This window comes from Pseudomonas danubii, assembly GCF_042980055.1.
In the GTDB taxonomy this organism is placed as follows: domain Bacteria; phylum Pseudomonadota; class Gammaproteobacteria; order Pseudomonadales; family Pseudomonadaceae; genus Aquipseudomonas; species Aquipseudomonas danubii.
In genome coordinates this window covers 5,604,641-5,628,010 of the sequence record NZ_CP116502.1, presented here as the reverse complement: position 1 = coordinate 5,628,010, position 23,370 = coordinate 5,604,641, and the positions used below count along the sequence as shown (strand labels likewise).

23 protein-coding genes are annotated in these 23,370 nt (G+C 63.0%); 13 read left to right on the top strand and 10 right to left on the bottom strand.

What is annotated here, in order from left to right; genetic code table 11:
- Positions 1 to 98 precede the first annotated feature (98 nt).
- Both PFZ56_RS25290 and PFZ56_RS25285 read left to right on the top strand, forming a co-directional pair.
- Positions 99 to 998 (top strand): LysR family transcriptional regulator, encoded by a 900-nt coding sequence (locus PFZ56_RS25290; protein ID WP_102864657.1) that lies wholly within the window; start codon positions 99 to 101, stop codon positions 996 to 998.
- A gap of 92 nt (positions 999 to 1,090) precedes the next feature.
- Complete coding sequence (locus tag PFZ56_RS25285; protein WP_110596152.1) at positions 1,091 to 1,942, top strand: DUF2242 domain-containing protein; 852 nt, start codon at positions 1,091 to 1,093, stop codon at positions 1,940 to 1,942.
- Positions 1,943 to 2,291: 349 nt separating this feature from the next.
- Here the strand turns inward: PFZ56_RS25285 and PFZ56_RS25280 are convergent, their stop codons facing one another.
- A complete protein-coding gene (locus PFZ56_RS25280) occupies positions 2,292 to 3,332 on the bottom strand; it encodes an AraC family transcriptional regulator (RefSeq protein WP_102864660.1) in 1,041 nt (346 codons plus the stop codon).
- A gap of 3 nt (positions 3,333 to 3,335) precedes the next feature.
- Complete coding sequence (locus tag PFZ56_RS25275; RefSeq protein WP_170003378.1) at positions 3,336 to 4,466, bottom strand: carbon-nitrogen hydrolase family protein; 1,131 nt, start codon at positions 4,464 to 4,466, stop codon at positions 3,336 to 3,338.
- A gap of 209 nt (positions 4,467 to 4,675) precedes the next feature.
- Here PFZ56_RS25275 and PFZ56_RS25270 point away from each other — a divergent pair, with 209 nt between their 5' ends.
- Both PFZ56_RS25270 and PFZ56_RS25265 read left to right on the top strand, forming a co-directional pair.
- Entirely contained in the window at positions 4,676 to 6,715 is a 2,040-nt protein-coding gene (locus PFZ56_RS25270) for an NADPH-dependent 2,4-dienoyl-CoA reductase (protein ID WP_102881826.1), read from the top strand.
- A 75-nt stretch (positions 6,716 to 6,790) separates the two neighbouring features.
- Positions 6,791 to 7,720, top strand: a complete 930-nt coding sequence (locus PFZ56_RS25265) for a 1-aminocyclopropane-1-carboxylate deaminase/D-cysteine desulfhydrase (protein WP_170003380.1) — start codon at positions 6,791 to 6,793, stop codon at positions 7,718 to 7,720.
- Here the strand turns inward: PFZ56_RS25265 and PFZ56_RS25260 are convergent.
- The 3 genes from PFZ56_RS25260 to PFZ56_RS25250 form a co-directional block, all read right to left on the bottom strand.
- Positions 7,711 to 8,265: a cytochrome b gene (locus PFZ56_RS25260; RefSeq protein ID WP_170003382.1), complete on the bottom strand. Its 555-nt coding sequence runs from the start codon at positions 8,263 to 8,265 to the stop codon at positions 7,711 to 7,713. The genes PFZ56_RS25265 and PFZ56_RS25260 overlap by 10 nt on opposite strands.
- Before the next feature lie 199 nt (positions 8,266 to 8,464).
- The gene (phnX, locus tag PFZ56_RS25255) at positions 8,465 to 9,292 is read right to left on the bottom strand and encodes a phosphonoacetaldehyde hydrolase (protein ID WP_170003384.1); all 828 of its coding nucleotides are present in this window, start codon (positions 9,290 to 9,292) and stop codon (positions 8,465 to 8,467) included.
- A gap of 102 nt (positions 9,293 to 9,394) precedes the next feature.
- On the bottom strand, positions 9,395 to 10,504 hold the full coding sequence (locus PFZ56_RS25250) for a 2-aminoethylphosphonate--pyruvate transaminase (protein WP_170003386.1): 1,110 nt from the start codon (positions 10,502 to 10,504) through the stop codon (positions 9,395 to 9,397).
- A gap of 110 nt (positions 10,505 to 10,614) precedes the next feature.
- Between PFZ56_RS25250 and PFZ56_RS25245 the strand changes: the two genes are divergently transcribed.
- Positions 10,615 to 11,472: a LysR substrate-binding domain-containing protein gene (locus PFZ56_RS25245; RefSeq protein ID WP_110652853.1), complete on the top strand. Its 858-nt coding sequence runs from the start codon at positions 10,615 to 10,617 to the stop codon at positions 11,470 to 11,472.
- A 113-nt stretch (positions 11,473 to 11,585) separates the two neighbouring features.
- Here PFZ56_RS25245 and PFZ56_RS25240 read toward each other — a convergent pair whose 3' ends face one another.
- Positions 11,586 to 12,473 carry a LysR substrate-binding domain-containing protein gene (locus tag PFZ56_RS25240; RefSeq protein ID WP_102864667.1) on the bottom strand — a complete coding sequence of 296 codons (888 nt, stop codon included), beginning with the start codon at positions 12,471 to 12,473 and terminating at the stop codon, positions 11,586 to 11,588.
- A 287-nt stretch (positions 12,474 to 12,760) separates the two neighbouring features.
- On the opposite strand from PFZ56_RS25240, the gene PFZ56_RS25235 reads away from it, so the two are divergent.
- The 3 genes from PFZ56_RS25235 (at position 12,761) to PFZ56_RS25225 (ending at position 16,402) form a co-directional block, all read left to right on the top strand.
- On the top strand, positions 12,761 to 14,086 hold the full coding sequence (locus PFZ56_RS25235) for an MFS transporter (protein WP_394304502.1): 1,326 nt from the start codon (positions 12,761 to 12,763) through the stop codon (positions 14,084 to 14,086).
- A 100-nt stretch (positions 14,087 to 14,186) separates the two neighbouring features.
- On the top strand, positions 14,187 to 15,578 hold the full coding sequence (locus tag PFZ56_RS25230; RefSeq protein WP_394304501.1) for an FAD-dependent oxidoreductase: 1,392 nt from the start codon (positions 14,187 to 14,189) through the stop codon (positions 15,576 to 15,578).
- Positions 15,579 to 15,697: 119 nt separating this feature from the next.
- On the top strand, positions 15,698 to 16,402 hold the full coding sequence (locus tag PFZ56_RS25225) for a YebC/PmpR family DNA-binding transcriptional regulator (RefSeq protein WP_060840179.1): 705 nt from the start codon (positions 15,698 to 15,700) through the stop codon (positions 16,400 to 16,402).
- 68 nt (positions 16,403 to 16,470) lie between these two features.
- Here PFZ56_RS25225 and PFZ56_RS25220 read toward each other — a convergent pair whose 3' ends face one another.
- The 4 genes from PFZ56_RS25220 to zapE all read right to left on the bottom strand — a co-directional run bounded on the left by PFZ56_RS25220 (position 16,471) and on the right by zapE (position 19,988).
- Positions 16,471 to 17,784, bottom strand: coding sequence for a leucine-rich repeat-containing protein kinase family protein (locus PFZ56_RS25220; RefSeq protein WP_170003390.1), 1,314 nt, complete (start codon positions 17,782 to 17,784; stop codon positions 16,471 to 16,473).
- A 99-nt stretch (positions 17,785 to 17,883) separates the two neighbouring features.
- Entirely contained in the window at positions 17,884 to 18,261 is a 378-nt protein-coding gene (locus tag PFZ56_RS25215; RefSeq protein ID WP_258010411.1) for a hypothetical protein, read from the bottom strand.
- Positions 18,245 to 18,877: a hypothetical protein gene (locus tag PFZ56_RS25210; RefSeq protein WP_170003392.1), complete on the bottom strand. Its 633-nt coding sequence runs from the start codon at positions 18,875 to 18,877 to the stop codon at positions 18,245 to 18,247. Before PFZ56_RS25210 ends, PFZ56_RS25215 begins: the two co-directional genes overlap by 17 nt.
- Positions 18,870 to 19,988, bottom strand: coding sequence for a cell division protein ZapE (gene zapE, locus PFZ56_RS25205; RefSeq protein WP_102881820.1), 1,119 nt, complete (start codon positions 19,986 to 19,988; stop codon positions 18,870 to 18,872). The genes PFZ56_RS25210 and zapE overlap by 8 nt, the downstream gene beginning before the upstream one ends.
- A 237-nt stretch (positions 19,989 to 20,225) precedes the next feature.
- Here zapE and PFZ56_RS25200 point away from each other — a divergent pair, with 237 nt between their 5' ends.
- The 5 genes from PFZ56_RS25200 (at position 20,226) to PFZ56_RS25180 (ending at position 23,270) form a co-directional block, all read left to right on the top strand.
- The gene (locus PFZ56_RS25200; RefSeq protein WP_170003394.1) at positions 20,226 to 20,726 is read left to right on the top strand and encodes a spore coat U domain-containing protein; all 501 of its coding nucleotides are present in this window, start codon (positions 20,226 to 20,228) and stop codon (positions 20,724 to 20,726) included.
- Positions 20,727 to 20,830: 104 nt separating this feature from the next.
- A complete protein-coding gene (locus PFZ56_RS25195) occupies positions 20,831 to 21,370 on the top strand; it encodes a spore coat U domain-containing protein (protein WP_102864969.1) in 540 nt (179 codons plus the stop codon).
- Between the two features lie 20 nt (positions 21,371 to 21,390).
- Positions 21,391 to 21,927, top strand: coding sequence for a spore coat protein U domain-containing protein (locus PFZ56_RS25190; protein WP_102864676.1), 537 nt, complete (start codon positions 21,391 to 21,393; stop codon positions 21,925 to 21,927).
- A 4-nt stretch (positions 21,928 to 21,931) separates the two neighbouring features.
- Positions 21,932 to 22,432 (top strand): spore coat U domain-containing protein, encoded by a 501-nt coding sequence (locus PFZ56_RS25185; protein ID WP_102864677.1) that lies wholly within the window; start codon positions 21,932 to 21,934, stop codon positions 22,430 to 22,432.
- Between the two features lie 46 nt (positions 22,433 to 22,478).
- Complete coding sequence (locus PFZ56_RS25180; protein WP_123394621.1) at positions 22,479 to 23,270, top strand: molecular chaperone; 792 nt, start codon at positions 22,479 to 22,481, stop codon at positions 23,268 to 23,270.
- The last annotated feature ends 100 nt before the right edge of the window (positions 23,271 to 23,370 follow it).

The following is a 23,370-nucleotide window of genomic DNA, read 5'->3' as shown; positions in this document are numbered from 1 at the left end:
GAAATGAAGCTCACAGGGTAGGGTTCTGTTCATGGCGGAAAAATAGGCTAAGGTTCCGAACTTATCGGACACAGAAGTCCTTAATCGCAGGAGGCAGAATGGACTGGCTGGGCAGTATTCCGGTGTTTATGCAGGTGGCCGAGACACGTAGCTTTACCGAAGCGGGGCGGCTATTGGGAGTGTCCTCTTCAGCCGTGGGCAAGAGCATCGCGCGGCTTGAGGAGCGTCTGGAGACGCGCCTGTTCCATCGCACCACCCGCAGTATCAGCCTGACCGCCGAGGGGGCCGGGTTCCTCGAGCGCTGCCGCCGGATAGCTACCGAAGCGGAGGCTGCGGAGTTCCAGCTGTGCGATTCCTCCAGTGCGCCTGTAGGTAAGTTGCGGATCAGCGCTCCCCAAGTTCACGGGCTGTTGATGCCGGTACTGGCGGAGTTCATGCAGCTCTATCCACAGATCGAGCTGGACGTGGACCTTTCCGATCGCATGGTGGACGTGGTGGAGGAGGGGTTTGACCTGGTAGTGCGCACGGGCAATCCCAAGGACTCCCGGCTCCTGGCCCGACAATTGGGGCGCTTTCATATGGTGCTGGTGGGCAGTCCCGACTATTTCAAGCAGCGCGGCTTGCCGCAATGTCCCCAGCAACTGCGCGAGCACGCCTGCCTGCGGCACACCTTTCACCACACCGGCAAACTTGAGCCGTGGCCGTTCAAGCCCCAGGCCCACTTACCGGAACCGCTGCTGCCGACCCGCTTGACCAGCAGCTCCATCGAGGCTGTGGAACACGCTGCCCGCAGCGGTTTGGGTATCGCCTGTTTGCCGGATTTCATGGTGCAGGCGGCGGTCCGCCGGGGAGCGTTGCAGACAGTGCTCGACGAGTACCTGGAACACAGCGGCACGTTCTGGGTGCTGTGGCCATCGAGCCGACATGCGGCGGCCAAGCTGAGGGTGTTGATCGAGCACTTGAGCGAGCGACTTTTTCCGGCAAACAACGGTCAGTAAACTTGTGTGAAATTTAAGACACCAATTACCTGCGCGGTGTGGCATTGATCTGTTGCACAATACGCGCCGGAGCGTTTTCCTCAGGATTTTCGATGTTTAGATCATTTCATCTGCGCGCCGCAGCCACGGCATTGCTGCTGTCCGCTGTCGCCGGTTGTTCGACGCACAAGACCGCCATCTACGAGCATGAAAGCTTCGATGATTCCGGCACTTTTTCGCGCAATTACCCGGTCAGCGATACCGCTTCCTGTGAAGCCGCACGCCGGGCTCTGCTGAGCCAGGGCTACATCATCACCAGCAACGACCCGAAGCTGGTCAGTGGCCACAAGAGCTTCCAGCAGACCGGTGAGACCCATCTGGAGATCAGCTTCAATGTGGTCTGTGCCCAGGATGGCAGCGGCGACCAACGTTCGACGGTGTTTGCCAACGCCTTGCAGGACCGTTATGCACTCAAGAAGGTGAACAACTCGGCGAGCCTGGGCGTCGGAGTGCTGGGTTCGGTGTCAATGCCGATCGGTTCCACCGACGATTCCATGGTCAAGGTGGCCAGTGAGACGGTGTCGTCCGCCAAGTTCTATGAGCGCTACTTCGCCCTGGTCGAGCTGTTTTTGCCCCAGGAAGTGAAGAAGGCTGCACATATCGAAGAGAAGCCCAAGGCTGATCTGGGGGTTCCTGAAAACAAGCCCGAGGCGGAACCCAAGCCTGAGTCCAAGCCACAGAGCCCAGTGATCGAGCCGAGTGCTGTGGTCGCGCCGCTGGTGCCCGCCAATGAGCCTGAGCCAACGCTCTCCCAGCCCGTGGCTCCACCAGCGGAAGTCGCGCCGATTGTGCCGGCTGCCAGCAGCGAGCCGGCGCCTGCCAATCAAGCCGTCACTGCGCCCCCCGCCAGCAGTCTGCCGCCGCCGACCGAGCCGATTCCCGCTCTGCCGGGCAGCGGGCACTGATCGGTTCTAGGGTGCTCGGGCCGACTCTTTAAAGTCGGCCCGATGTTTACATCGCGCTCGCCTTCGACTGCAATCATTGCCGTTGCACAGGTATCCACAGCTTAAATTTCTCACGGGCTGTTACGTTTTAACGACATAAATCTTGACCGGAGGGGTAGTATTTTTTCTGTCATCCCGGCACTTTATGCTGGTCCCGACAGTCATTAGGCACAGGGTTATTCAATCAACGGAAAAGGAGTCCGCCATGGACGAATACCAAGAGGAACTGCTGGAGTATCAAGCTTTCGAGCTCGATCCCCTGGAACCAGCAGAAGACGCCACCGAGCTGTAACGCCGGTGGCGTTTTTTTTTAGCCGAATTGTCGGTGGCTGCGCCGGAATTCCCCCGGGGTCTGCCCGTTCCAACGCTTGAAAGCCCGTTGAAATGCCTCGGCTGAGGCAAAGCCCAACAGATAGGCGATCTCGCCGAATGCCAGTTCGGTATCGCGGATATAGGTCATGGCCAGGTCGCGGCGAGTGTCGTTGAGAATCGCTCGAAACTGCGTCCCTTCTTCCGCCAGCTTGCGCCGCAGGGTCCAGGTCGGCAGCTTCAGGCGCATCGCCACTTCTTCCAGGTCCGGCTCACGGCCACCGTTGAGCAGAGGGCCCAACAGCTGAATGATGCGTTCGCGCAGGCTGCGGGTCCGGGTCAACTGTTCCAGTTCTCTTTCACATAGCTGCACCAGATGCCGCCAGGTGCTGGGGCAATGCTCCGGATTGCGCAGGGCCAGGTTGGCCTGGCTCAAGCGCAGCTGGTTCTGTTCAGCACCGAACTGGATGGGCGTTGGGCCGAGCAGGGCATAGGCGTCGTGATAGTCCGGGCGCTCGAACTCGATGTCGATCTGCTCGGCATGAATGGCCTGGCCGCAAAGGCTCGACAGCTGCTGAAGCCAGCCGGACATGATCGAGTCCACGACGAAACGGTTGTAGGCGTTGTAGGGGCTGATGGAATAAAAGCGCAGCCAGGCACCGTTGGCGTCTTCGTGAAAGCTCGACTGGCCGCGATAGTTGGAGCCGTACAAGGCCTCGAAACGGGTCAGGCAGCGAGCCGCTTCGCGCACGGTAGGGGCTTGCGCGGCAGTCACCCCAGCAAGGCCCATCTGGCTCAGGCGACTCAGGCGGCCCATGCGCAGACCCAGTGCCGGGTCACCGGTCAGCTGGATCGCCCCGTGGCCCAGGCGCATGTAGCGGGGGATCGACAAGCGTGCCCCGGCTTCCCCCAGCCTGGCGGCGTCCAGTGCGTATTGTTCCAGCAACGGTGTCGGGTCCAGCCCATGGCTGCGGACCGCGTCCACCAGGCTGTGGACGAACCCCACCGAAAGGTCTCCCAGGCGCATCGGCGGCGTCTTCATCGACTACAACCAGATGTTCAGCAAGCGAGCACCCCGGGTGCCCTCGTCGGCAAAGGTCTGGCCATTGCTGTTGATAAAGCTCTGGCCGCTGCTGCGCTGGTCCCAGAACTGGCCACGCAGGAACACGCTGACCCCGGCACTGGCCAGGCTGCTGGGCGGGCGGGCAGTGAGGGTCAGGCGATGCCAGGCCTCGCCTTCGCTGGCTTCCTCGGGCTTGAGGCTGACTTCACTGGGGGTGGCGATGCTCTTGTAACCGCGCCAGGGTTTGTCCCAGCCGTCGCGGCCCATGACAAAGGCCGGAACCGCCACCAATTGAGTGCTCTGCTCATTGAGCTTGCGATAGTTTTCCGGGTACCAGCTGTCGCTGCCGATCAATACGCCGAGCCGTCCGGCGGGGGTATCGATCACCCGTAGCGCTGTATCGGTATCGCCCTTCAGGTAGCCGCTTTCGGCATAGGTCGGGTAGATCTGCCGCTGGGGCTGGCCCATGGGCAGGCCATCGCTGCCGAACACCAGGCTGCTGTTGTACAGGGCGCCGCTGCCAATCTGCAGGGTGCCCTGACTGACACTGGGCTCCGGCAGAATGATGGTGCCGGCCACCAGGGTCACCTGGAACTCCTTGGCCAGGCCGCCGAACAGCCACTGATAGTCCTTGGCCATTTTCTTCGCCTTCATGCGCAGATACGCATCGTCCAGGCGACTGTCGCCCCTGGCGCTGATCAGCGCCTTGAGAAACGGCAATGGGTTGCTCACGGCCAGCCAGTTCATCGCTTCTTTCAAGGAGGCGGCCTGGTACAGCTCGTTCTTTTCACCACTGACCATCAGCCAGGTGCCGATATGCTCCGGTAGCACGACGATGGTCTTGGCGTTGACCAGGCCTTTGTCAGTGGCTTGCTGCAAGTAGGCCGCCAGCTTGCGATGCAGGCGTTCGATGTTCTGGTAGTCGGTGGGGAACAGTTCAGGCTGAATCGCCAGCAGGTTGCCATGATCGGCTGGCACGCCTTGATCCACCGCGAGCTGGATGCGCAGGTCCGACAGGTAGTGCGCCTCTGGACGGTCGCGAGTCCAGATTGCGTAGCGGGTGGCGGCTGCAAGCAGGGCCAGAGTGAGGATGATGTAGAGAAGTTTGCGCATGGGGAAACAGTCAGCGGCCGTGTGCAGGAGTCGTCGACTAGGGTAGGGCCCGGGCCGACGCTTGCCAAGGGGCGCTGTGCGTTTGGATCAATAAGTTGTCAGTTACGGTCATTGAGCACCGGGTACTGTGCTCTTAGTCTGTGGAGCACTACCGATGGAAGACGCAGAGCTTCCACATTTTCCGTGATTGCCCGATCTGGAGTGACACCATGGCTGCCGCACCTTACCCGCACTTGCTGGCCCCCCTCGACCTGGGGTTCACCACCCTGCGCAACCGTACCCTGATGGGGTCCATGCACACCGGTCTGGAAGAGAAGCCCGGCGGTTTCGAGCGCATGGCGGCGTATTTTGCCGAGCGTGCCCGCGGCGGTGTGGGCCTGATGGTCACCGGCGGTATCGGTCCCAACGACGAGGGCGGGGTGTATTCCGGCGCCGCCAAGCTGACCACCGAGGAAGAGGCCCTCAAGCACCAGATCGTCACTCGTGCGGTGCACGAGGCGGGTGGCAAGATCTGCATGCAGATTCTCCACGCCGGGCGTTATGCCTACAGCCCCAAGCAGGTCGCCCCCAGCGCGATCCAGGCGCCGATCAACCCGTTCAAGCCCAAGGAGCTGGACGAGGAAGGCATCGAGAAGCAGATCCGCGACTTCGTCACCTGCTCGACCCTGGCCCAGAAAGCCGAGTACGACGGCGTCGAAATCATGGGCTCGGAAGGTTATTTCATTAACCAGTTCCTGGCGGCCCACACCAACCACCGTACCGACCGCTGGGGTGGCAGCTACGAAAACCGCATGCGCCTGCCGGTGGAAATCGTTCGCCGGGTGCGTGAGGCGGTCGGTCCGAACTTCATCATCATCTTCCGCCTGTCGATGCTCGACCTGGTGGAAGGCGGCAGCACCTGGGAAGAAATCGTGCAGCTGGCCCAGGCCATCGAACAGGCCGGCGCCACCCTCATCAATACCGGGATCGGCTGGCACGAAGCACGAATTCCCACCATCGCCACCAAGGTGCCTCGCGCCGCATTCAGCAAAGTCACGGCCAAGCTGCGCGGTTCGGTGAGCATTCCGCTGATCACCACCAACCGCATCAACACCCCGGAAATCGCCGAGCAGATCCTCGCCGAGGGCGATGCCGACATGGTTTCCATGGCTCGGCCGTTCCTCGCCGATCCGGACTTCGTCAATAAAGCCGCCGCCGGTCGCGCCGACGAGATCAACACCTGCATCGGCTGTAACCAGGCGTGCCTGGACCATACCTTCGGCGGCAAGCTCACCAGTTGCCTGGTCAACCCCCGTGCCTGCCACGAGACCGAGCTGAACTACCTGCCGGTCACGCAGATCAAGAAGATTGCCGTAGTGGGGGCCGGCCCGGCAGGCCTGTCCGCCGCTACCGTGGCCGCTGAACGTGGCCATCAGGTGACCCTGTTCGACTCCGCCAGCGAGATCGGTGGCCAGTTCAACATCGCCAAGCGGGTGCCGGGCAAGGAGGAGTTCTATGAAACCCTGCGTTATTTCAAGCGCAAGCTGCAGACCAGCCATGTCGAGCTGTGCCTGAACACCCGGGTGGATGTGGAGCAACTGGTAGCCGGCGGTTTTGACGAAATCATCCTGGCCACCGGTATCGCCCCGCGTGTGCCGGCGATTCCCGGGGTGGAGCATTCCAAGGTCCTGAGCTATCTGGACGTGCTGCTGGAGCGCAAGCCGGTCGGCAAGAGCGTGGCAGTGATCGGTGCCGGTGGCATTGGCTTCGACGTTTCCGAGTTCCTGGTGCACCAGGGCGTGGCCACCAGCCAGGACCGTGAAGCGTTCTGGAAGGAATGGGGCATCGATACCCAGCTCGAGGCCCGTGGTGGCGTAGCGGGAATCAAGGCTGAGCCCCATGCACCGGCCCGCCAAGTGTTCCTGCTGCAGCGCAAGAAAACCAAGGTCGGCGACGGCCTGGGCAAGACCACCGGCTGGATTCACCGCACCGGGTTGAAGAACAAGCAGGTACAGATGCTCAACAGTGTCGAATACCTGAAGATCGACGACGCCGGTCTGCATATCCGCATTGGCGAGGCAGGAGAACCCCAGGTGCTGCCGGTCGACAACATCGTCATCTGCGCCGGTCAGGACCCGCTGCGTGAGCTGCAGGACGGCCTGCTGGCCGCAGGGCAGAATGTGCACTTGATCGGCGGCGCCGATGTGGCCGCGGAGCTCGACGCCAAGCGTGCCATCAATCAGGGCTCGCGCCTGGCGGCACAGCTGTAACGGCGTCAGCGACACGCAGCGGGCAAAGAGGCGCACTGGTAGACTGCGCCTCTTTGCATGTTGAACCTGACGCCGATGTCCCTTCCCGATTCCTTCGATTGGCTGCCCCAGGCACCGCTGCAACGGCTGGACCTGGACTGGCTGTCTCAAGCCGGGGTCAAGGTGGCGGTGCTGCGCCTGGACCTGATCGATCCGCTGATCAGCGGCAACAAGTGGTTCAAGCTGACCGAACACCTGGCAACCGCACGCCAGTGTGGTGCCACCGGCATCATCAGCCTGGGCGGTGCCCATTCCAATCATTTGCACGCCCTGGCCGCTGCCGGTCGGCGTTTTGCCTTCCCCACGGTCGGGCTGTTGCGCGGCCATCCACAAGACACCCCGACCGTGCGCGACCTGCAGCGTTTCGGCATGCAGGTGCACTGGCTGGGTTACGCCGGTTACCGGGAGCGCCATTCCCCCGGTTTCTGGGCGCCTTGGCAGGCGCAGTACCCCGAGCTGTATCCGGTGCCCGAAGGGGGCGGTGGCCTGGCGGGGGCTTCAGGCTGCCGGCCGTTGCTACAACAGGTGCAGCAACAGTTGCCGGCCTTGGGCTGGAGCGACTATCACGGTTGGTGGCTGGCCGTCGGTACTGGCACCACCCTGGCCGGGCTGGTGCTGGCGGAGGCTGGCGCGCACCCGGTGTATGGCGCACTGGCGGTGCCTGCGGATCACGGGGTGGCGCAGCAGGTTGCGGATATTTTGCAGGAGGCCGGGCTGAACAGTGGCCGTTATGAGCTGCTGGACAGCAGTCGTGGCGGTTTTGCCAAGGTCGACGCAGAGCTGCGGGAGTTCATCCAACTGAGTGAGCGATACAGCGGCTTGCCATTGGAACCGCTGTACACCGGCAAGGCCCTGCTGGCCTTGCAGGCGCAGGTCCTGGCCGGGCGTTTTGCCGCGGGTAGCCGGTTGATCTTCGTGCATACCGGCGGCTTGCAAGGCCGCCGTGGATTCGCCGATCAGGCCTGATCCGCTTTGCGCCACATGCGTTGCAGGGTGTTATCGCGCATCACGTAGTGGTGATAGAGCCCGGCCAGGGCATGCAGTCCGATCAGCCAGTAACCCAGGCTACCCAGCAGTTCGTGCCAGCCCTGAAGTTGTTTGGCCAGGTTTTTGTCCTCTGCCACCAGCAGCGGCAGATCGAAACCGTAGAACATCACTTGATGCCCCTTGGCGCTGGTGGTCAGCCAACCGAGCAGCGGCATGGCGATCATGAACAGGTAGAGCGCCCAGTGCATGAGCGTCGCCAGCAGCCTTTGCCACTGCGGCGGGTTGGGCACGATCTTCGGTGCGACGCCCTGGGTGCGCGCGAACAGGCGCAGCCAGACCAGCACCAACACCGTCAGGCCGAGCATGAAGTGGGCTTCGACAATCAGCGTGCGAGCGCCGCTGCCCTTGGGAAAGATGCCGCGAAATTCGATACAGGCGTAAACCACCGCCAAGAGCACCAGCATCAACCAGTGCAGGGTGATCGTCATGCTGCTGTAGCGAGACTCAGTGTTTTTCCAGGGCATATGGGACATCCTCGGTCATCAGGTCTGAAGCCTCCGTTCTTGCATGACGGAGTGCTGTAACTGTAATCCGCTATCCGAGGGTTTGCCTGAGTCGACAGGGGCTTTTATCGCCCTTGCCAGGGCCCAGGCGGGGCAATGCCCGATAAAAAAATGGCGGTGCCAGGAGCGCCGCCGTTTAGTTGTGGAGCTGGGGCCTGAATCAGTGGCTCTGGGGCATCTCTCCTCGGGCCAGGCGCTGGTTGATGTCGGCGATGACCTGAGGCAGATCGGCAATGGTGTCGATCATGTAGTGCGGGCGCGAAGCCTCGAACAGTTTATGGATGCGCTTGCGCTCGCTGGCCAGGGTGTCGCTGGCCAGGGCTCGGAAGCCGTCATAGCTCAGGCCCAGGGCGTTGCCCGAGCAGATCAGGGCCACGGTCCACATGCCGGCGCGCCGGCCTTCGAGAATCCCTGGCACGGTGTCGTCGATCTTCACGCAGGCGGCAACATCATCGATGCCCAGGGCGATCACATTGGCCAGGGCCTGGGCCGGCCAGGGGCGACCATTGGGCACTTCGTCGGTGGCCACTACATGGTCGGCGACGTAGCCGTTGCTGGCGGCCAGGGCCACCACCTTGTCCATCACCTGCTTGGGGTAGCCGGAGCAGGAGCCGATCTTGATGCCTTGCTCGCGCAGCTTGGCAATCACTTCCAGGGCGCCGGGAATCAGTGCCGAGTGCTCGGCGATTTTCTCGATCTGCAATGGCATGAAGCGCTCGTAGATGGCTGTGACGTCGGCATCGGTGGGCGTACGGCCGAAGACTTTGCAGTAGCGCTCGGCCACCTCCGGCAGGTCGCACAGGGTGCGGATATGGTCCCACTTACCCATGCCCATGGGGCCGCGGGCTTCTTCGATAGATACCTGCACATCGAATTCGGCAAAGGCTTCGACAAAGATCTGCGTCGGAGCGAAGGAGCCGAAGTCCACCACGGTGCCGGCCCAGTCGAGGATCGCCGCTTGCAGCTGAGAAGGGTTGCTGTAGTTCATGGTTTCAATGCCTGTGTAGGAGCGAGCTTGCTCGCGAAAAAAGGTTCGGGATCGCATCGCCTGTTTCGCGAGCAAGCTCGCTCCTGCAGGCACGGCGGGGAGTCAGATGTTCTGGACTTCCATTTCCTGCAGTACCTCGGCGATGGCGGCGACGGCGGCCTGCATGCCGCGGCGGTCGACGTGACCGATGCAGCCCACGCGGAAGGTTTCGACTTGGGTCAGCTTGCCCGGGTAGAGGATGTAGCCCTTGGCCTTGACCCGTTCATAGAAATCCTTGAACTGGTAACGCGGGTCTTGCGGGGCATGGAAGGTGACGATGATCGGCGCCTGGATTGCTTCCGGCAGAAAGCTGCGCAAGCCCAAGTTCCCCATGCCTTCCAGCAGTGTCCGACAGTTGTCGGCGTAGCGCGCATGGCGTGCCGGCAGGCCGCCTTCCTCGTTGTACTGCAGCAGGGCTTCATGTAACGCAGCGACCACGTGGGTCGGTGGGGTGAAGCGCCACTGGCCGGTCTTGGCCATGTAGCTGTGCTGGTCGTGCAAGTCCATGGCCAGGGAATGGGCGTTGCCCGCCGCCTGGGCCAGGGACTCCTTGCGGGCGAAGACAAAACCCATGCCGGGCACGCCTTCCAGGCATTTGCCGGAGGCGGCGATCAATGCGTCGAAGGGGATTTCCCGGGCATCGATGGGCAGGGCGCCAAAGGAGCTCATGGCGTCGATGATCAGGCGTTTGCCGTGGCGGGCCACCACCTGGGCGATCTCCGGCAGCGGGTTGAGGATGCCGGTGCTGGTTTCGCAGTGGATCAGGGCCACGTGGCTGATGCGGTGGTCGGCCTGGAGCAGGCGCTCGACGTCGGCGGCGGTGGTGGGTTCGTCCTCGGCGGTTTCAAAGGTGCTGAAGTCGCGGCCGAGCACTTCGCAGATTTTCGCCAGGCGCTTGCCGTAGGCACCGTTGATCAGCACCAGGACCTTGCTGTTGCGGGGCACCAGGGTGCCGATGGCGGCTTCCACGGCAAAGGTGCCGCTGCCTTGCAGGGGGACGCAGTGGTGGCTGTCGGCGCCGTTGACGATGGCCAGCAGTTGCTGGCACAGGCTGGCTGTCAGTTGGTTGAAGCGGTCATCCCATGAACCCCAGTCCACCAGCATCGCCTGGCGGGTGCGGGCGGATGTGGTCAGGGGCCCGGGGGTAAGCAGGATTGGCTCGGCGATGCTCATGCTGTGTCCTCGAAAGTGATGGGATGAAGCTACGGGGACTAAATTGCAGTTTGCCTTGTCATCAATCAAATTGTTTGTTGTTATGCCAGCCATCAGTGAGGCCGATAGCTATGAATCTGTTTCAACTCCGCGCATTCGACGCCGTGGCCCGTGAAGGCAGCTTCACCCGGGCCGCCGGGCGGCTGTTTATCAGCCAGCCGGCGGTGACCGGGCATATCAAGGCCCTGGAAGAGCATTACCAGATCACCCTGCTGCGGCGCACTGCGCGCCGGGTGGAGCTGACCGAGGAAGGCATCAAGCTGGCGGCCATCACCCGGGCCATGTTCGGCCTGGCCGAAGAGGCCCAGGCCATGCTCGAGGCCAACCGGCAATTGCTGACCGGGCGCCTGGAAGTGGCGGCGGACGGCCCGCACATGGTGATGCCGATGCTGGCCAGCCTGCGGGCGAAGTATCCGGGGGTGACGGTCAACCTGCGCCTGGGCAATGCCCAGGAAACCCTGGCGGCGCTGCTGTCGGAACACGCCGACGTGGCGGTGCTGACCGAAGTCGAGCCGCGCAAGGGCCTGCACCTGCAAAGCCTGGGTGAGTCGCGGATGTGTGCCCTGGTGCCCCAGGGGCATCCCTGGCTGGAGCTGCCCGAAGGCATTGCCATCGAACAACTGGATCAGGTGATCATGGTGCTGCGCGAACCCAGTTCCATCACCCGGCGCACCTTTGATGAGGCTTGCGTGTTGGCCAGGGTCCAGCCCCGCGTGCTGCTGGAACTGGACAGCCGCGAGGCGGTGACCGAAGCGGTGGCGGCGCAGTTGGGGGTCGGGATCGTCAGTTCAGTGGAAGTGGGGCACGACCCGCGGGTGTGCACGGTGCCGATTCGTGGCGCTGGCCTGATCAACCGGCACATGCTCGGTTGCATGGAACGGCGCCGTGACCTGCGCCTGATCCAGGCGTTTTTCGCCCTGGCTCCTTGACCGCCCTGTAGGAGCTGGCTTGCCAGCGAAGAGGCCCGAGGGATCGCCTTCGCCGGCAAGCCGGCTCCTACGGTAGTTGTGCCTGGAGATCGCTTTCGCCGGCAAGCCGGCGCCTACGGAGCGGTGGGGGAGGCCAGGCTTTCGCGTACCAGGTCGAGAAAGGTCGCGACGATCCGCCGTGAACTCTGCTCGCGCAGGCACACCAGGGTTTCGGTCATGCGCCGCTGACAGTCGATGATCGGCAGGGCGCAGACCCGGGAGTCGGCACCGAACTCCGCGGCCGAGACCACCCCCACGCCAATCCCCACCACTACCGCCTCCCGCGCTGCTTCCCGGCCCTCCACCTGGATGGTCGGGCGTATCCGCAGGCCGGCCCGATTCATTTCCTCTTCCAGGGTCTGCCGGGTCACCGAGCCGACTTCCCGCAGCACCAGGGGCGTGTCATCCAGGTCGGCCAGGCAGATGGACTGGCGATCGGCCCAGGGATGATTGCGCGAGACAAAGGCCACCATCGGGTCGTTGCGCAGGGTCAAGGACAGCAGGCGCTCGTCGTCTACCTCGCGTCCCAGCAGGGCCAGGTCGGCCTGGTAGTTGAACAGACGCAGCAGGGATTCATCGGTGTTGCCGGTCTCGATCTTCACATTGATCCCGGGGTACAGCTCGCAGAACCGGGCGATCTGCGGCAGCACATGCACCGGGGCATCCACCGCCAGTACCAGGCTGCCGGTCTGCAAGGCCTGGGAATCCTGCAACAGTTCCTTGGCTTCGGCCTCCACCACGAACAGGCGCTGAGTGATGGCCAACAGGCGTTCTCCCAGATCCGTGAGGCGTACCGAGCGCTTGTTGCGATGGAACAGGATGACGCCGAAGCGCTCTTCGAGCTTGCGCACCTGATCGGAAATCGCCGGCTGGGTGAGGAACAGGCGTTCGGCGGCCTTGGTGAAGTTGCCGTGCACGGCCACCGCATGAAAGGCCTTCAACTGTGCGTGGGAAACCGACATGGGCAGATCCTCTTAAAAGCTGGGCTTATATTTGAAATACGATAAATCGATTTCACTTATTAGTTGGTAATTGCTTCCATCTTTCAAGGCCGGGTGACCCGTCAGTCGACCCGTACCCGGCCCTGATGCCTGTGCGTGCACCCCCAAGTCCCGAAACAGGGAAAGCAACAGGACTCATCTGACCAGCAGTGCCTGCCTCAAGGGCTCTGCTGCAGTGCTCAACAATAAAAAACACAGGCGTTTGCTCCTCATTCTGCCGGCACACTCACCCTGAGGTCAGAACCACAATGAATAAGCACAACGGCACCATCAAACGTTGGCGCGTGCAGATTTTCGCCATCACCTGGATCGCCTACGCGGCGTTCTACTTCACCCGCAAAGCCTTTTCCGTCGCCAAACTGGGGATCGCCGACGATCCCGACTTCACCCTCGACAAGATGGCCATGGCCAACCTCGACGCCATCTACCTGGCGGCCTACGCCGTGGGCCAGTTCACCTGGGGAATCTTCGCCGACCGTTTCGGCCCGCGGGTGGTAGTGCTGGGCGGCCTGCTGATCTCCGCGGCCGCGGCCCTGGTCATGGGCAGCTTCGCCACCTTGCCGGTGTTCGCCACGTGCATGCTGATCCAGGGCCTGGCGCAGTCCACCGGCTGGTCCGGGCTGTGCAAGAACATGGGCAGTTTCTTTCCTGCCCGGGAGCGTGGCCGGGTCCTGGGGCTATGGAGTTCCTGCTACGCCTTTGGCGGGCTGGTGGCGTCGCCTTTTGCCGGCTGGTGGGCCTATACCCTGATCGGCACCTGGCATGCGGCGTTCATCTCCAGTGCCGTGGTGGTGGGGCTGACGGCGGTGCTGTTTTTTATCTTTCAGCGCAACACCCCGCAGGATGTGGGTTTGCCGGCGGTGGAGCCATTGGCGCCACAGAGTGCCGAGGAGGAGGCCGCCGAGCGCCGCCTGAGTGTCTGGGAGCCGTTGCGGGAGATCTTGCGCAATCGCACGGTGCTGGTTCTCGGCCTGTCGTACTTCCTGCTCAAACCGGCGCGCTACGCGATTCTGCTGTGGGGACCGGTGATCGTTTATGAGCAGATGCCGTCGGTGGGCAAGGTGGGGGCGGCGATCGTGCCCACCACCTTCGAGCTGGCCGGGCTGCTGGGGCCGATCATGATCGGCCTGGCCTCGGACAAGCTGTTCGGTGCCCGGCGCATGCCGGCCTGTGTCCTCAGCCTCTTGGCGCTGACGGTGTCCCTGGCGCTGTTCATGGGGGCGCTGCACACCGGCAGCGTGCTGCTGGTGATGCTGCTGCTGTTTTTCATGGGGCTGACCCTGTACGGGCCGGACTCGATGATCAGCGGCGCGGCGGCCATTGATTTCGGTTCGGCCAAGGCCGGGGCCACGGCGGCAGGCTTCGTCAATGGCTGTGGCTCGGTGGGGGCGGTACTGGGGGGCTTGTTGCCGGGCTATTTCGACACGGTGACGGTGTTCATCGTGTTTGCCGGGTGTGCCCTGGTCTCTGCGCTGTTGCTCATGCCGTTCTGGAACAGCCGGCCCCAAGGGGTCGAGCCGGTAAGCGGGCTCGTTCCCAATGGACCTTTGTTGATCAAGCCGTTGCGTTCCTGACTTTTCTGCCTCTTCGCCGGCAAGCCGGCTCCTACGAAGTGTTGTAGGCGCTGGCTTGCCAGCGCACCCACTTGCCGTTTTTTTTCCTGGAGACTTACCCATGCGACCTTTCTGGCTGGAACAGGCCCTGCAACAGGAAACCCCGGACCCCTGTCCGCCTCTGCAAGGCGATACCACCTGCGAGGTGGCCATTGTCGGCGGCGGCTACACCGGTTTGTGGACAGCCATCATGCTCAAGGAGCAGAACCCCGGGCTGGATGTGCTGCTGATCGAGGCGGATATCTGCGGCGCCGGTGCCAGTGGGCGCAATGGCGGCTGTGCGCTGTCCTGGTCGGCCAAGTACTTCACCCTGGAGCGTCTGTTCGGCATCGAGGAGGCGGTGCGCCTGGTCAAGGAGTCGGAGCGCAGCATCCATGCCATCGGCGCATTCTGCGAGCGCTATGGAGTGGAGGCTCACTATCGCCTCGACGGTACCTTGTACACCGCCACCAACCAGGCCCAGGTCGGCTCCACCGACGGGGTGATCGCGGCCCTGGAACGCCGGGGCATCAATTCCTTCGAGAAGCGCCCCTTGGCCGATGTGCGGCGCATGGCCGGTTCCAGCCAGCACCTGGAAGGCTGGTACTCGCCGGCCGCCGCCAGCGTGCAGCCGGGGTTGCTGGTGCGTGGCTTGCGCCGGGTTGCTTTGCAATTGGGGGTCAGAATCCATGAGCACAGCGCCATGACCGGATTGGAAGAAGGGCGCCCGGCGCTGTTGCGCACCCCTTTGGGACAGATCCGTGCCCAGCGCGTGGTGTTGGCGATGAACGCCTGGATGGCCCGGGCCTTCCCGCAGTTCGAACGCAGTGTGGCGATTGTTTCCAGTGACATGCTGATCACCGAGCCGCGTCCGCAGTTGCTGCAGCAGATCGGCTTGACCAGCGGGGTGACGGTGCTGGATTCGCGGATCTTCGTGCACTACTACCACAACACCCCGGACGGCCGGATCATGCTCGGCAAGGGCGGCAACACCTTTGCCTACGGTGGGCGCATGCTGCCGGTATTCGACCAGCCGTCGCCCTATGCCGGTTTGTTGCACAAGAGCCTGGGGCAGTTCTTCCCGGCCTTTGCCGAGGTGCCGGTGGCTGCGACCTGGAACGGTCCGTCGGATCGCTCGGTCACCGGGTTGCCGTTCTTCGGCCAGATGAGCCGCGCTGGCAATCTCTTCTATGGGTTCGGCTATTCCGGCAGCGGCGTGGGCCCCTGTCATATGGGAGGGCAGATTCTCGCATCCCTGGTCCAGGGCCTGGACAATCCCTGGACCCGTTCGCCCCTGGTCAACGGTCCCTTGGGTTACTTCCCCCCGGAGCCGATCCGCTACCTGGGCTCGCTCATGGTGCGCAACGCCATTCGCCGCAAGGAGCGGGCCGAGGATCATGGGCGTCGGCCGCGGCATCTGGATGTGCGTCTGGCGCGTTTCGCTGCGGCCGCCGGCAAGGCCGACAAGGGCTGAAGCCTGGCGGGGTAGGGCCGGTCGCTGACTTTTTGGTCGATCAGGGCCCTGAGGACGTATAAACTTGCCCATCGCGTCGGCCAAATCCAACTCGACGCCATAGATCAAGAGAGTGAGTAATGGGCGCACAGTGGAAGGTTAAACACAAAGAAGCGGCAGCCAACGCCAAGGGCAAGATTTTCGGCAAGCTGGTGAAAGAGATCACCATTGCCGCACGTAACGGCGCTGACGTCGCCACCAACGCCCACCTGCGGCTGGTGGTCGAACAGGCCAAGAAGGCCTCGATGCCCCGCGAGACCCTTGAGCGCGCCATCAAGAAAGGTTCGGGCCAACTGGGCGAGACCGTGCAGTACCACCGCGTGACCTACGAAGGTTTTGCCCCGCACCAGGTGCCGCTGATCGTTGAATGCGTGACCGATAACATCAACCGCACCGTGGCGGAAATCCGTGTGGCCTTCCGCAAGGGCCAACTGGGCGCTTCGGGCTCGGTCTCCTGGGACTTCAACCACGTGGGCATGATCGAAGCCTCGCCAGACAGCCCGGACGCCGATCCGGAACTGGCGGCCATCGAGGCCGGAGCCCAGGATTTCGAGCCGGGCGAAGAGGGCGCGACCCTGTTTCTGACCGAGCCTGCGGACCTGGATGCCGTACAAAAGGCATTGCCCGAGCAAGGTTTCACCGTGTTGTCGGCCAAGCTGGGCTATCAGCCGAAGAACCCGGTGAGCGGCCTGAGCGATGAGCAGATGGCTGAAGTCGAGGCCTTCCTCGAAGGTCTGGACAACCATGACGACGTGCAGGACATGTTCGTCGGCCTGGCGGGTTAAAACCGTGATTCGCCGGCCAGCCGGCTCCTGCATACCTCTGTAGGAGCCGGCTGTCCGGCGAAGCTGTTTTAAAGCTCCGCCAATTCCTCACAGACCTGGGCAAAGTCCGGTCGTGCCAGCACCTCTGGCCGACAGCAGCGCTGCACCAGCGCCGCCAGTTTCTGCCGCTGTTCCAGGCTCAGCGAGCCATCCCCGCGCTCCAGCAATTCTTCCAGCAAGACACCGAAGGCCCGCACTTCCAGGCGTTGCAGCGCCCGGCTCTCTGGGGTGTCGTCCTTGGCATGGAAGGACGCCGCGCCAAAATCCCCCAGCAGGCAGTCGCCTTGTTCATTCCACAGGGTGTTGTGGCCGTAGAGGTCGCCGTGGGTAATGCCCTGGGCATGCAGGTGGGCGCCCACCGAAGCGATGCCGCGGGCGATTCGCAGAATCACGCCGGCACGGTAGTGCGCGTTATCCGGGTAGATATCCCGGGAGCAGGAATCCAGGCTCGGCAGCGCCGCAAGGTTGCGGTAGCTGGGGTCGATCAGTTGCATCACCAGCCCGTTCTGGCCCTGGGGATGCTCGACGATGCGGCCCTCGACCCGGATCAGGTTCGGATGCAACCCGGCACTGATACAGGCGTTCATTTCATGCAGCGGCGAGCCATCGCTGGTCATCTCGCCCTTGTACAGCTTGACCGCCACCGCGCGCGGCGGCTGCCCGGCGGGTTGCCACTGAGCCTGGTGAATCACTCCCGAGGCGCCTTCGCCCAGGCGCTGCTCCAGGGTCAGTTCGCTCCAGGGAATGCTTGGCGTGGATGCCAGCGCCGTGGCGTCGGCTTCCGATTCCAGCGGATTGCCGGCGTAGGCCAGCCAGGTCAGGCGCGGCAGGGCCAGGAGGAACGGCGGCAGCTCGGTCAGGCGGTTGGCGGCGATCCGCAGCAGCTCCAGGTTGTGGCACTGGCCCAGGCTCTGGGGCAGGGCGGTCAGGCGGTTGCCGGCCAGCATGAGCTTTTGCAACAGCGGGCGCTTACCCAGCTCTTCGGGCAGTTCACTGATGCAGTTGTCGGTGAGGATCAGCCAGCGCAACTGCGGCGGCAGGGCGGCGGCCGGCACCCGTTCGATACGGTTGGCCTTGAAGCCGATCATGCTCAGTTGCCCACATTGGCCGAGGCAGGCTGGTACTTCACTGAACTGGTTGTCCGAGCAGAACAGGATGCGCAGGCGGGTCAGGCGATGCAGGTCGTCGGGCAGGCTGCTCAGGGCGTTGCCGCTGAGGTTGAGGATCTCCAGCGAGTCGGCGAGATCGAAGATCTCCCGGGGGAACTCGGTCAGTCCACAGGACAGGTCCAGGCGCTTGATTCCGGCCAGCTGGCCGGCCCGCAGTTGAGCAAGGGTATCCATGAACAGCGTCAGTACTCGAAAGAAGGAAAAGGGGCAGCAGAATAAAGGAGATCGGTGGGTTTTGCTGCTGGATAGGCCATTTGCCGACGGGGCCGAGGGTTACTGTGTTTCCAACAGCCTGAACGTCAGGGCCGCTGCCTCCTGTTTTTCCGAGTAGTCGGCCATCAGGGTGAGATCCGTCCTCTGGCCCGCAGACCATAGCTGGCACGCCACTCGCCTCGATTGTGGATCGTCCTCTGTCGGGTAAACGTCCAGAGGAACTCGGCCGCTGCTGTCGGGCTTGAAGGCCAGGTGATAAGGCGGGACCGTCAGGTTCGTAACCTGCTCCCCCGAGTACTCCAGCTCCTCGATGATTTCCTCATGGATGGCCGGGCTCACTGCAAATGCCGATAACGCGGGTCGCTCGCCGTTTTGAATGGCTTTGAGCAGAGCGGCTATGAGTCGATAGATTTCATCGCGATCAAATGATTGCATCATTCATTTCTCTAGCCAGCCTGCGGAACGCGGCGGGTTGCTTGGTATTTCTGGCGTCGCGCAAGATCAACGCCAGGCTGTAGTGTTCAAAGGTCTTTTTGACTGACTCGGTGGCCATCCTGCCCGAGGGGGTGCTTGAGTCAAAGTCGCTTTCCAGGGTGGCAATCAGATAGGCGCCTCTGGCGCTCCATTGGTTGAAACGCATCACATGCCGGTCATCCAGAATCACTGCGCCTTCTTTCTTGTCGTGCGAGAAGTAAAAGGCCAGGCTGTGGCCCGGCTCGGTCCAACCTTTGAGGTACTTGAGCAAGGTTGTAAGGCGGACGCCGCACACCAGGTTGAAGCCACTGTCAATCCGTTGCTGGCCGAAGAAGTAGCACTTGAAAATCACCTCCAGCGTTCGCTGGTGGTAATCCGTCAAGTGGCTCTTTTCGTAGAAGTGAAAGTCCGTGGGCTCGCCGATCAGTTCGTAGCCCTTTGCCGCGAATTCGGCGGGGGAGAACGCCAGCAGGCCAAACCGGCACGGATGTTCGAGCGTCAAGTTGCTCAGGTGCAGGTCAAGCAGCTGGAAAAAAGTCAGCGGCAGCCTGTGCATGCAGGTGTGCGCTGGCTCAGCCATGGGCCGGCCCGGGACCGATTTCCCGCAGTTGCCCGAGGCGGCTGCGGGTGCGCGCCAGGTCGATGGCGTGGCCGCCCAGGCACTCGTGCAGCGGGCGCTGGCCGATCAGCAGCAGGCGTTTGTCCTGGTCGTAGAGCACGTCGATCAGGTTGATGAAGCGTTGCTGGGCGGCGATCGAGCATTCTCCCAGCTCCGGCAGTTCGTCGATGATCCAGGTGTCGAAGTGGCGACTCAGTTCCAGGTAGTCCATGACGGCCGTGGGCTGTTCGCACACATCGTTGAATTCAAAACGGATGCTGCGCTGCTGGATCTGGCGCACGGTCAATTGCCGGGCGCCTACTGTCAGTTGCGCCGCCGCGGCATGGCGCTCGGGCAGTTCCAGGGCCTGGCGCTGGGCCGGGGTGCCGGGCCACACATAGTGACCCTGGGTGAAGAGCTGCTGATCGTGGGAGCGGGCCTGGCTCCGGTAGTCGTGGGGGCCTCCCACCTCCATCACCTGCATGCGCCCGTTGATCAGTTCGATCACCGGTTTGAAGCGGGCGTGGTACAGCGGGTTGGGCAGCAGGCCCTCGGGGGCGTAGTTGGAGGTCAGTAACAGCGTGATGCCGCGGTTGAACAGGGCCTTGAACAGCCGGGTGATCAGCATCGCATCGCCAATGTCATGGACATGGAACTCATCGAAGCACAGCACTCGGCACTGGTTGAGCAGTTCATCCAGGGTGGCTTCCAGAGCGTCGGCCTGCTGCTGATGGCGGAACATGCCCTGGTGCAACTGGGCGAAGAAGTCGTGGAAGTGCAGGCGCTGTTTTTCGGCGATGGGCAAGGCGCGGAAGAAGCCGTCCAGCAACCAGCTCTTGCCCCGGCCGACGGCGCCGTACAGGTACAGGCTCTGGGCCTTGCCAGGGGTGTGCGTCAGGTCGTCGGCCTGCCGGGCCATGCAGTCGATCACCCGCAATTGGCTGTGGCTGAGGGTGTATCCCAGGTCCTGGGCCTTGTGGCGAAAGTAGTCATGGATCACGCCACCGGCACCGTTCGGGCGGCGCAAGGCTCGGGCGAACAGGCGTCGCCAGGGTGATTGAGTCTGTGCAGGTGTTGGCGGTAAAGCGGCCAATGGTGGTTACCCCGATGATTCCAGGCCGCCTACCTTAAAAGCGGCGCGACAATTTAACCAATAGAAAACCCAACAGCCAGTGATCTCGAAAAGGCATGGCGGCGATAGACGGCTATTCACACCGGGCAGGCCGATTAATACGCTAACTGGCAGTTTCGCCCGCGGTTGCTAACCTGATTTCAGCGAATGCTCCTCATAAGGATTGAGGCCTTGAATGGATATAAGGGTTTGGCAGTCATGAGCGCGTTGCTCAGCACGACGGCGGTGGCCGCGGATTTGCAGGTGCAGGTCCGGGTCGATGTGCAGCGTGGCTGCCAGTTGGTGGGTCAGCAGCGGGAGGCGGGTGTCGAGCAACTCGGTACCTTGGACTTTGGCAGTACTGCGCGCCTGAACGATCCGGCGGGGCCTTTGGCTGCGGCATTGGTCAGTGGTCGTCTGCCACGCCTGGAGTGCAATCCCGATACCCCTTATCAGATGCGCATCGACGGCGGCCTGCATGGCGGTGTCGGCGAGGTGCGTTACCTGGCCAGTAACAGTGCGTTGGGCAAACCCATTCCTTATCGCCTCTACCAGGACTCGGCCCGGCGCATTGCGTTGCCGGTGAATGTCCCGGTCAGTGGACGGGTGCCTGACTCCGGCACTGTGGATCTGCCCCTGTACGGGCGCATTGAACCTCTGGCCGAGATTCCCCGGGCTGGGGGCTATTCCGATGTATTGAAGGTGACCCTGACCTGGTGAGGTCGGGGGGATGACAGCTGCCACGGGGGACCCGGGCAGAGCAGGGACAGCCGTTCAGGTTGAACGGCTCACGTGGGAGTCCTGATGGAACCGGGATGGGTGCAATGAAAGGCAGGACCTGGACGATCGTCGCCCTGGGCTCGCTGTGTCTGCTGGTTGATGATGCCCAGGCGGCGATCAGCGGGCAGATCCAGGCGCGCCTGGTGATCACTGCCAGTTGTCAGGTGAGCAGTGGCGGCAGCGCGCCCTCCACGAACCCCATCAGCAACCTGGGCATGCTCGACTTCGGGCAGCAGGGGCCGACCTGGGTCAATCCCATCAAGGCCAGCCTCACCGACAGTGCCGAAGGCCAGTTGCAGGTGGCCTGCAATCCCTCGGTCACCGGTTTCACCGTGACCATCAATGGCGGCCTCAACGGCGACGGTACAACCCGGCGTTTGAGCAACGGACGCCAGACCATTCCCTATCGATTGTTTGTCGATGCATCCGGTAGCGACAGCTACAGCATCGGCCAGCAGCGCAATTTCGCAGTGAGCAGCGGCAGGCGGATTCCCATTCCGGTGTTCGGCTCTGTGGTCGCGAATACCCGCGCGGTTCCGGCAGGGGTCTATACCGACACCCTGACCATCACGCTGGATTGGTAACTCACGAGAGGACGCACATCATGCACGCGCTTGTATCCAGGATTGGCTGGCCCTTGTTGGGACTGGTCATGGTTTCCACGGCCAACGCCGCCACTACGGTCACCGGTCAGATCAGCTCGACCCTGATCCTCACCAGCAGTTGCCAGGTCAACGGGGTGGGCGGCAGCACCGGTCTGAACTTCGGCGCCTTGAACTTCGGCACCACCAACAGCCTGTTTACGACGGCCACTGGCCAGGTGCTGGGGGGCGGTGGCGGGGCTCTGTCGATTCTCTGCTCCAGCGGCACCACACCCAGCCTGACCATCCAGGGCGGCAACAATGACGGTATGTCCTCGGGTGGCACCCGGGCGTTGTACGACGGGGTGGCCAACTATGTGCCCTACGACCTGTACACCGACTCCGGCCACTCGCAGATCGTGGCGATCAATGGGGTGATCAACCTGGCGCCGAGCACCGGGGTCGCGCAGACCGTGAACCTCTATGGCCAGGCCGTGGGCAAGGCCGGGCTGCCGGCCGGCACCTACACCGATACGGTGTCCGTGCAGCTGACCTTCTGATGCCATGGCCAGCCAAGGTCTTGCGCTGTTTGCCCTGATCTGCGCCAGTGCCTGGCCGGCGTGGATCTGGGCGGCCACCAGCCAGAACTTCCAGGTCAGTGCCACCATCACCGCCGGTTGTCTGGTGGTAGGCGGTGTCAGCAACTACGGCAGCCTGTCCTTCGGCAGCCAGTCGGCGCTGTCCACCAGCACCGTGCGAGTGGCGTTGATCGGGGGCGTGCAATTGCAGTGCACACCGGGAGTGGCCCTGAACATGACCGTGGACGGCGGCCAGTACAACAGCAGCGGGCGACATATGCAGCTCAATAGCGGCAGTGCCCGGGTGGCCTATCAGTTGTTTCGCGATGCGGCGTACAGCCAGAGCCTGGGCATAGGCCAGAGCGTGGCCGTGGCTTACAGCGATGCCAATAACATCAGCCTGCCGATTTACGGGCAGGTGCAGTTGCCGGGCAATCAGCCTGGGGGGACTTACAGCGATGTGCTGCAGGTGCAGCTGTCGTGGTGATGGGGCGAGTCGACAACCAGTCGGCAGGCGGACAAGGAGTAGCAGTATGCATTTACCTTTGCGGGGCCTTCGGGCCACCGGTTACCTGATACTGGCCGGCGTGTTGTCCGGCGTGCCCAGGGTCCAGGCCGCCAGCTCGGTGCTGATCTGGCCGATCGATCCGGTTCTGGAGGCGGATCAGCAAGCCAGTGCACTGTGGCTGGAAAACCGCGGTACTGAAACCGCCAACCTGCAGATCCGGGTGTTTGCCTGGAGCCAGAGCGGTTTTGCCGACCAGTATCAGAACCAGCGTGACGTCATCGGCAGCCCGCCGGTGGCGAAGATCGAACCCGGGCAGAAGCAACTGGTGCGCCTGACCCGAACCCGTGAGGTGCCGCCGGGGCAGGAGCTGGCGTACCGGATCATCATCGACGAGATTCCTTCGGCCAAGCCCATCACCCCGGAAGAGGGGGCCAAGAGTGCGGCGGCGATCCGCTTCCAGATGCGTTACTCGGTGCCGTTGTTCGCCTATGGCGCCGGGCTCTGGAGCAAGGAAGACACTTCCCGCCCTCGCGATCCCAAGGGCGCCGGGGTGCCGGACCTGAGCTGGCGCAAAGTGGCGGTGGACGGCAAGACGTTTTTCGAGCTGCGTAACCAGGGGGCAGTGCACGCACGCCTGACCGATGTGGCGTTCAAGCAGGGCGGGCAGACCCGGCCGCTGGCGCCGGGCTTGCTCGGTTACGTGCTGCCCGGGGCGGTCATGCGCTGGCCGGTGACGGACCCCCTGACAATGGATTCGACCCTGCAACTGCGGGTCAATGGCGCGCCGCAGGTGCAGAGTCTGGCGCCTGCGCACTGATCCACTGCAGTCATGCAAGCGCCTGCCAGGTGGCGGTAGGAAGAGGTACGGACGGATGTGAGCGCGGTGACGCATCCGCCTTGGGATGGAGATGTCCATA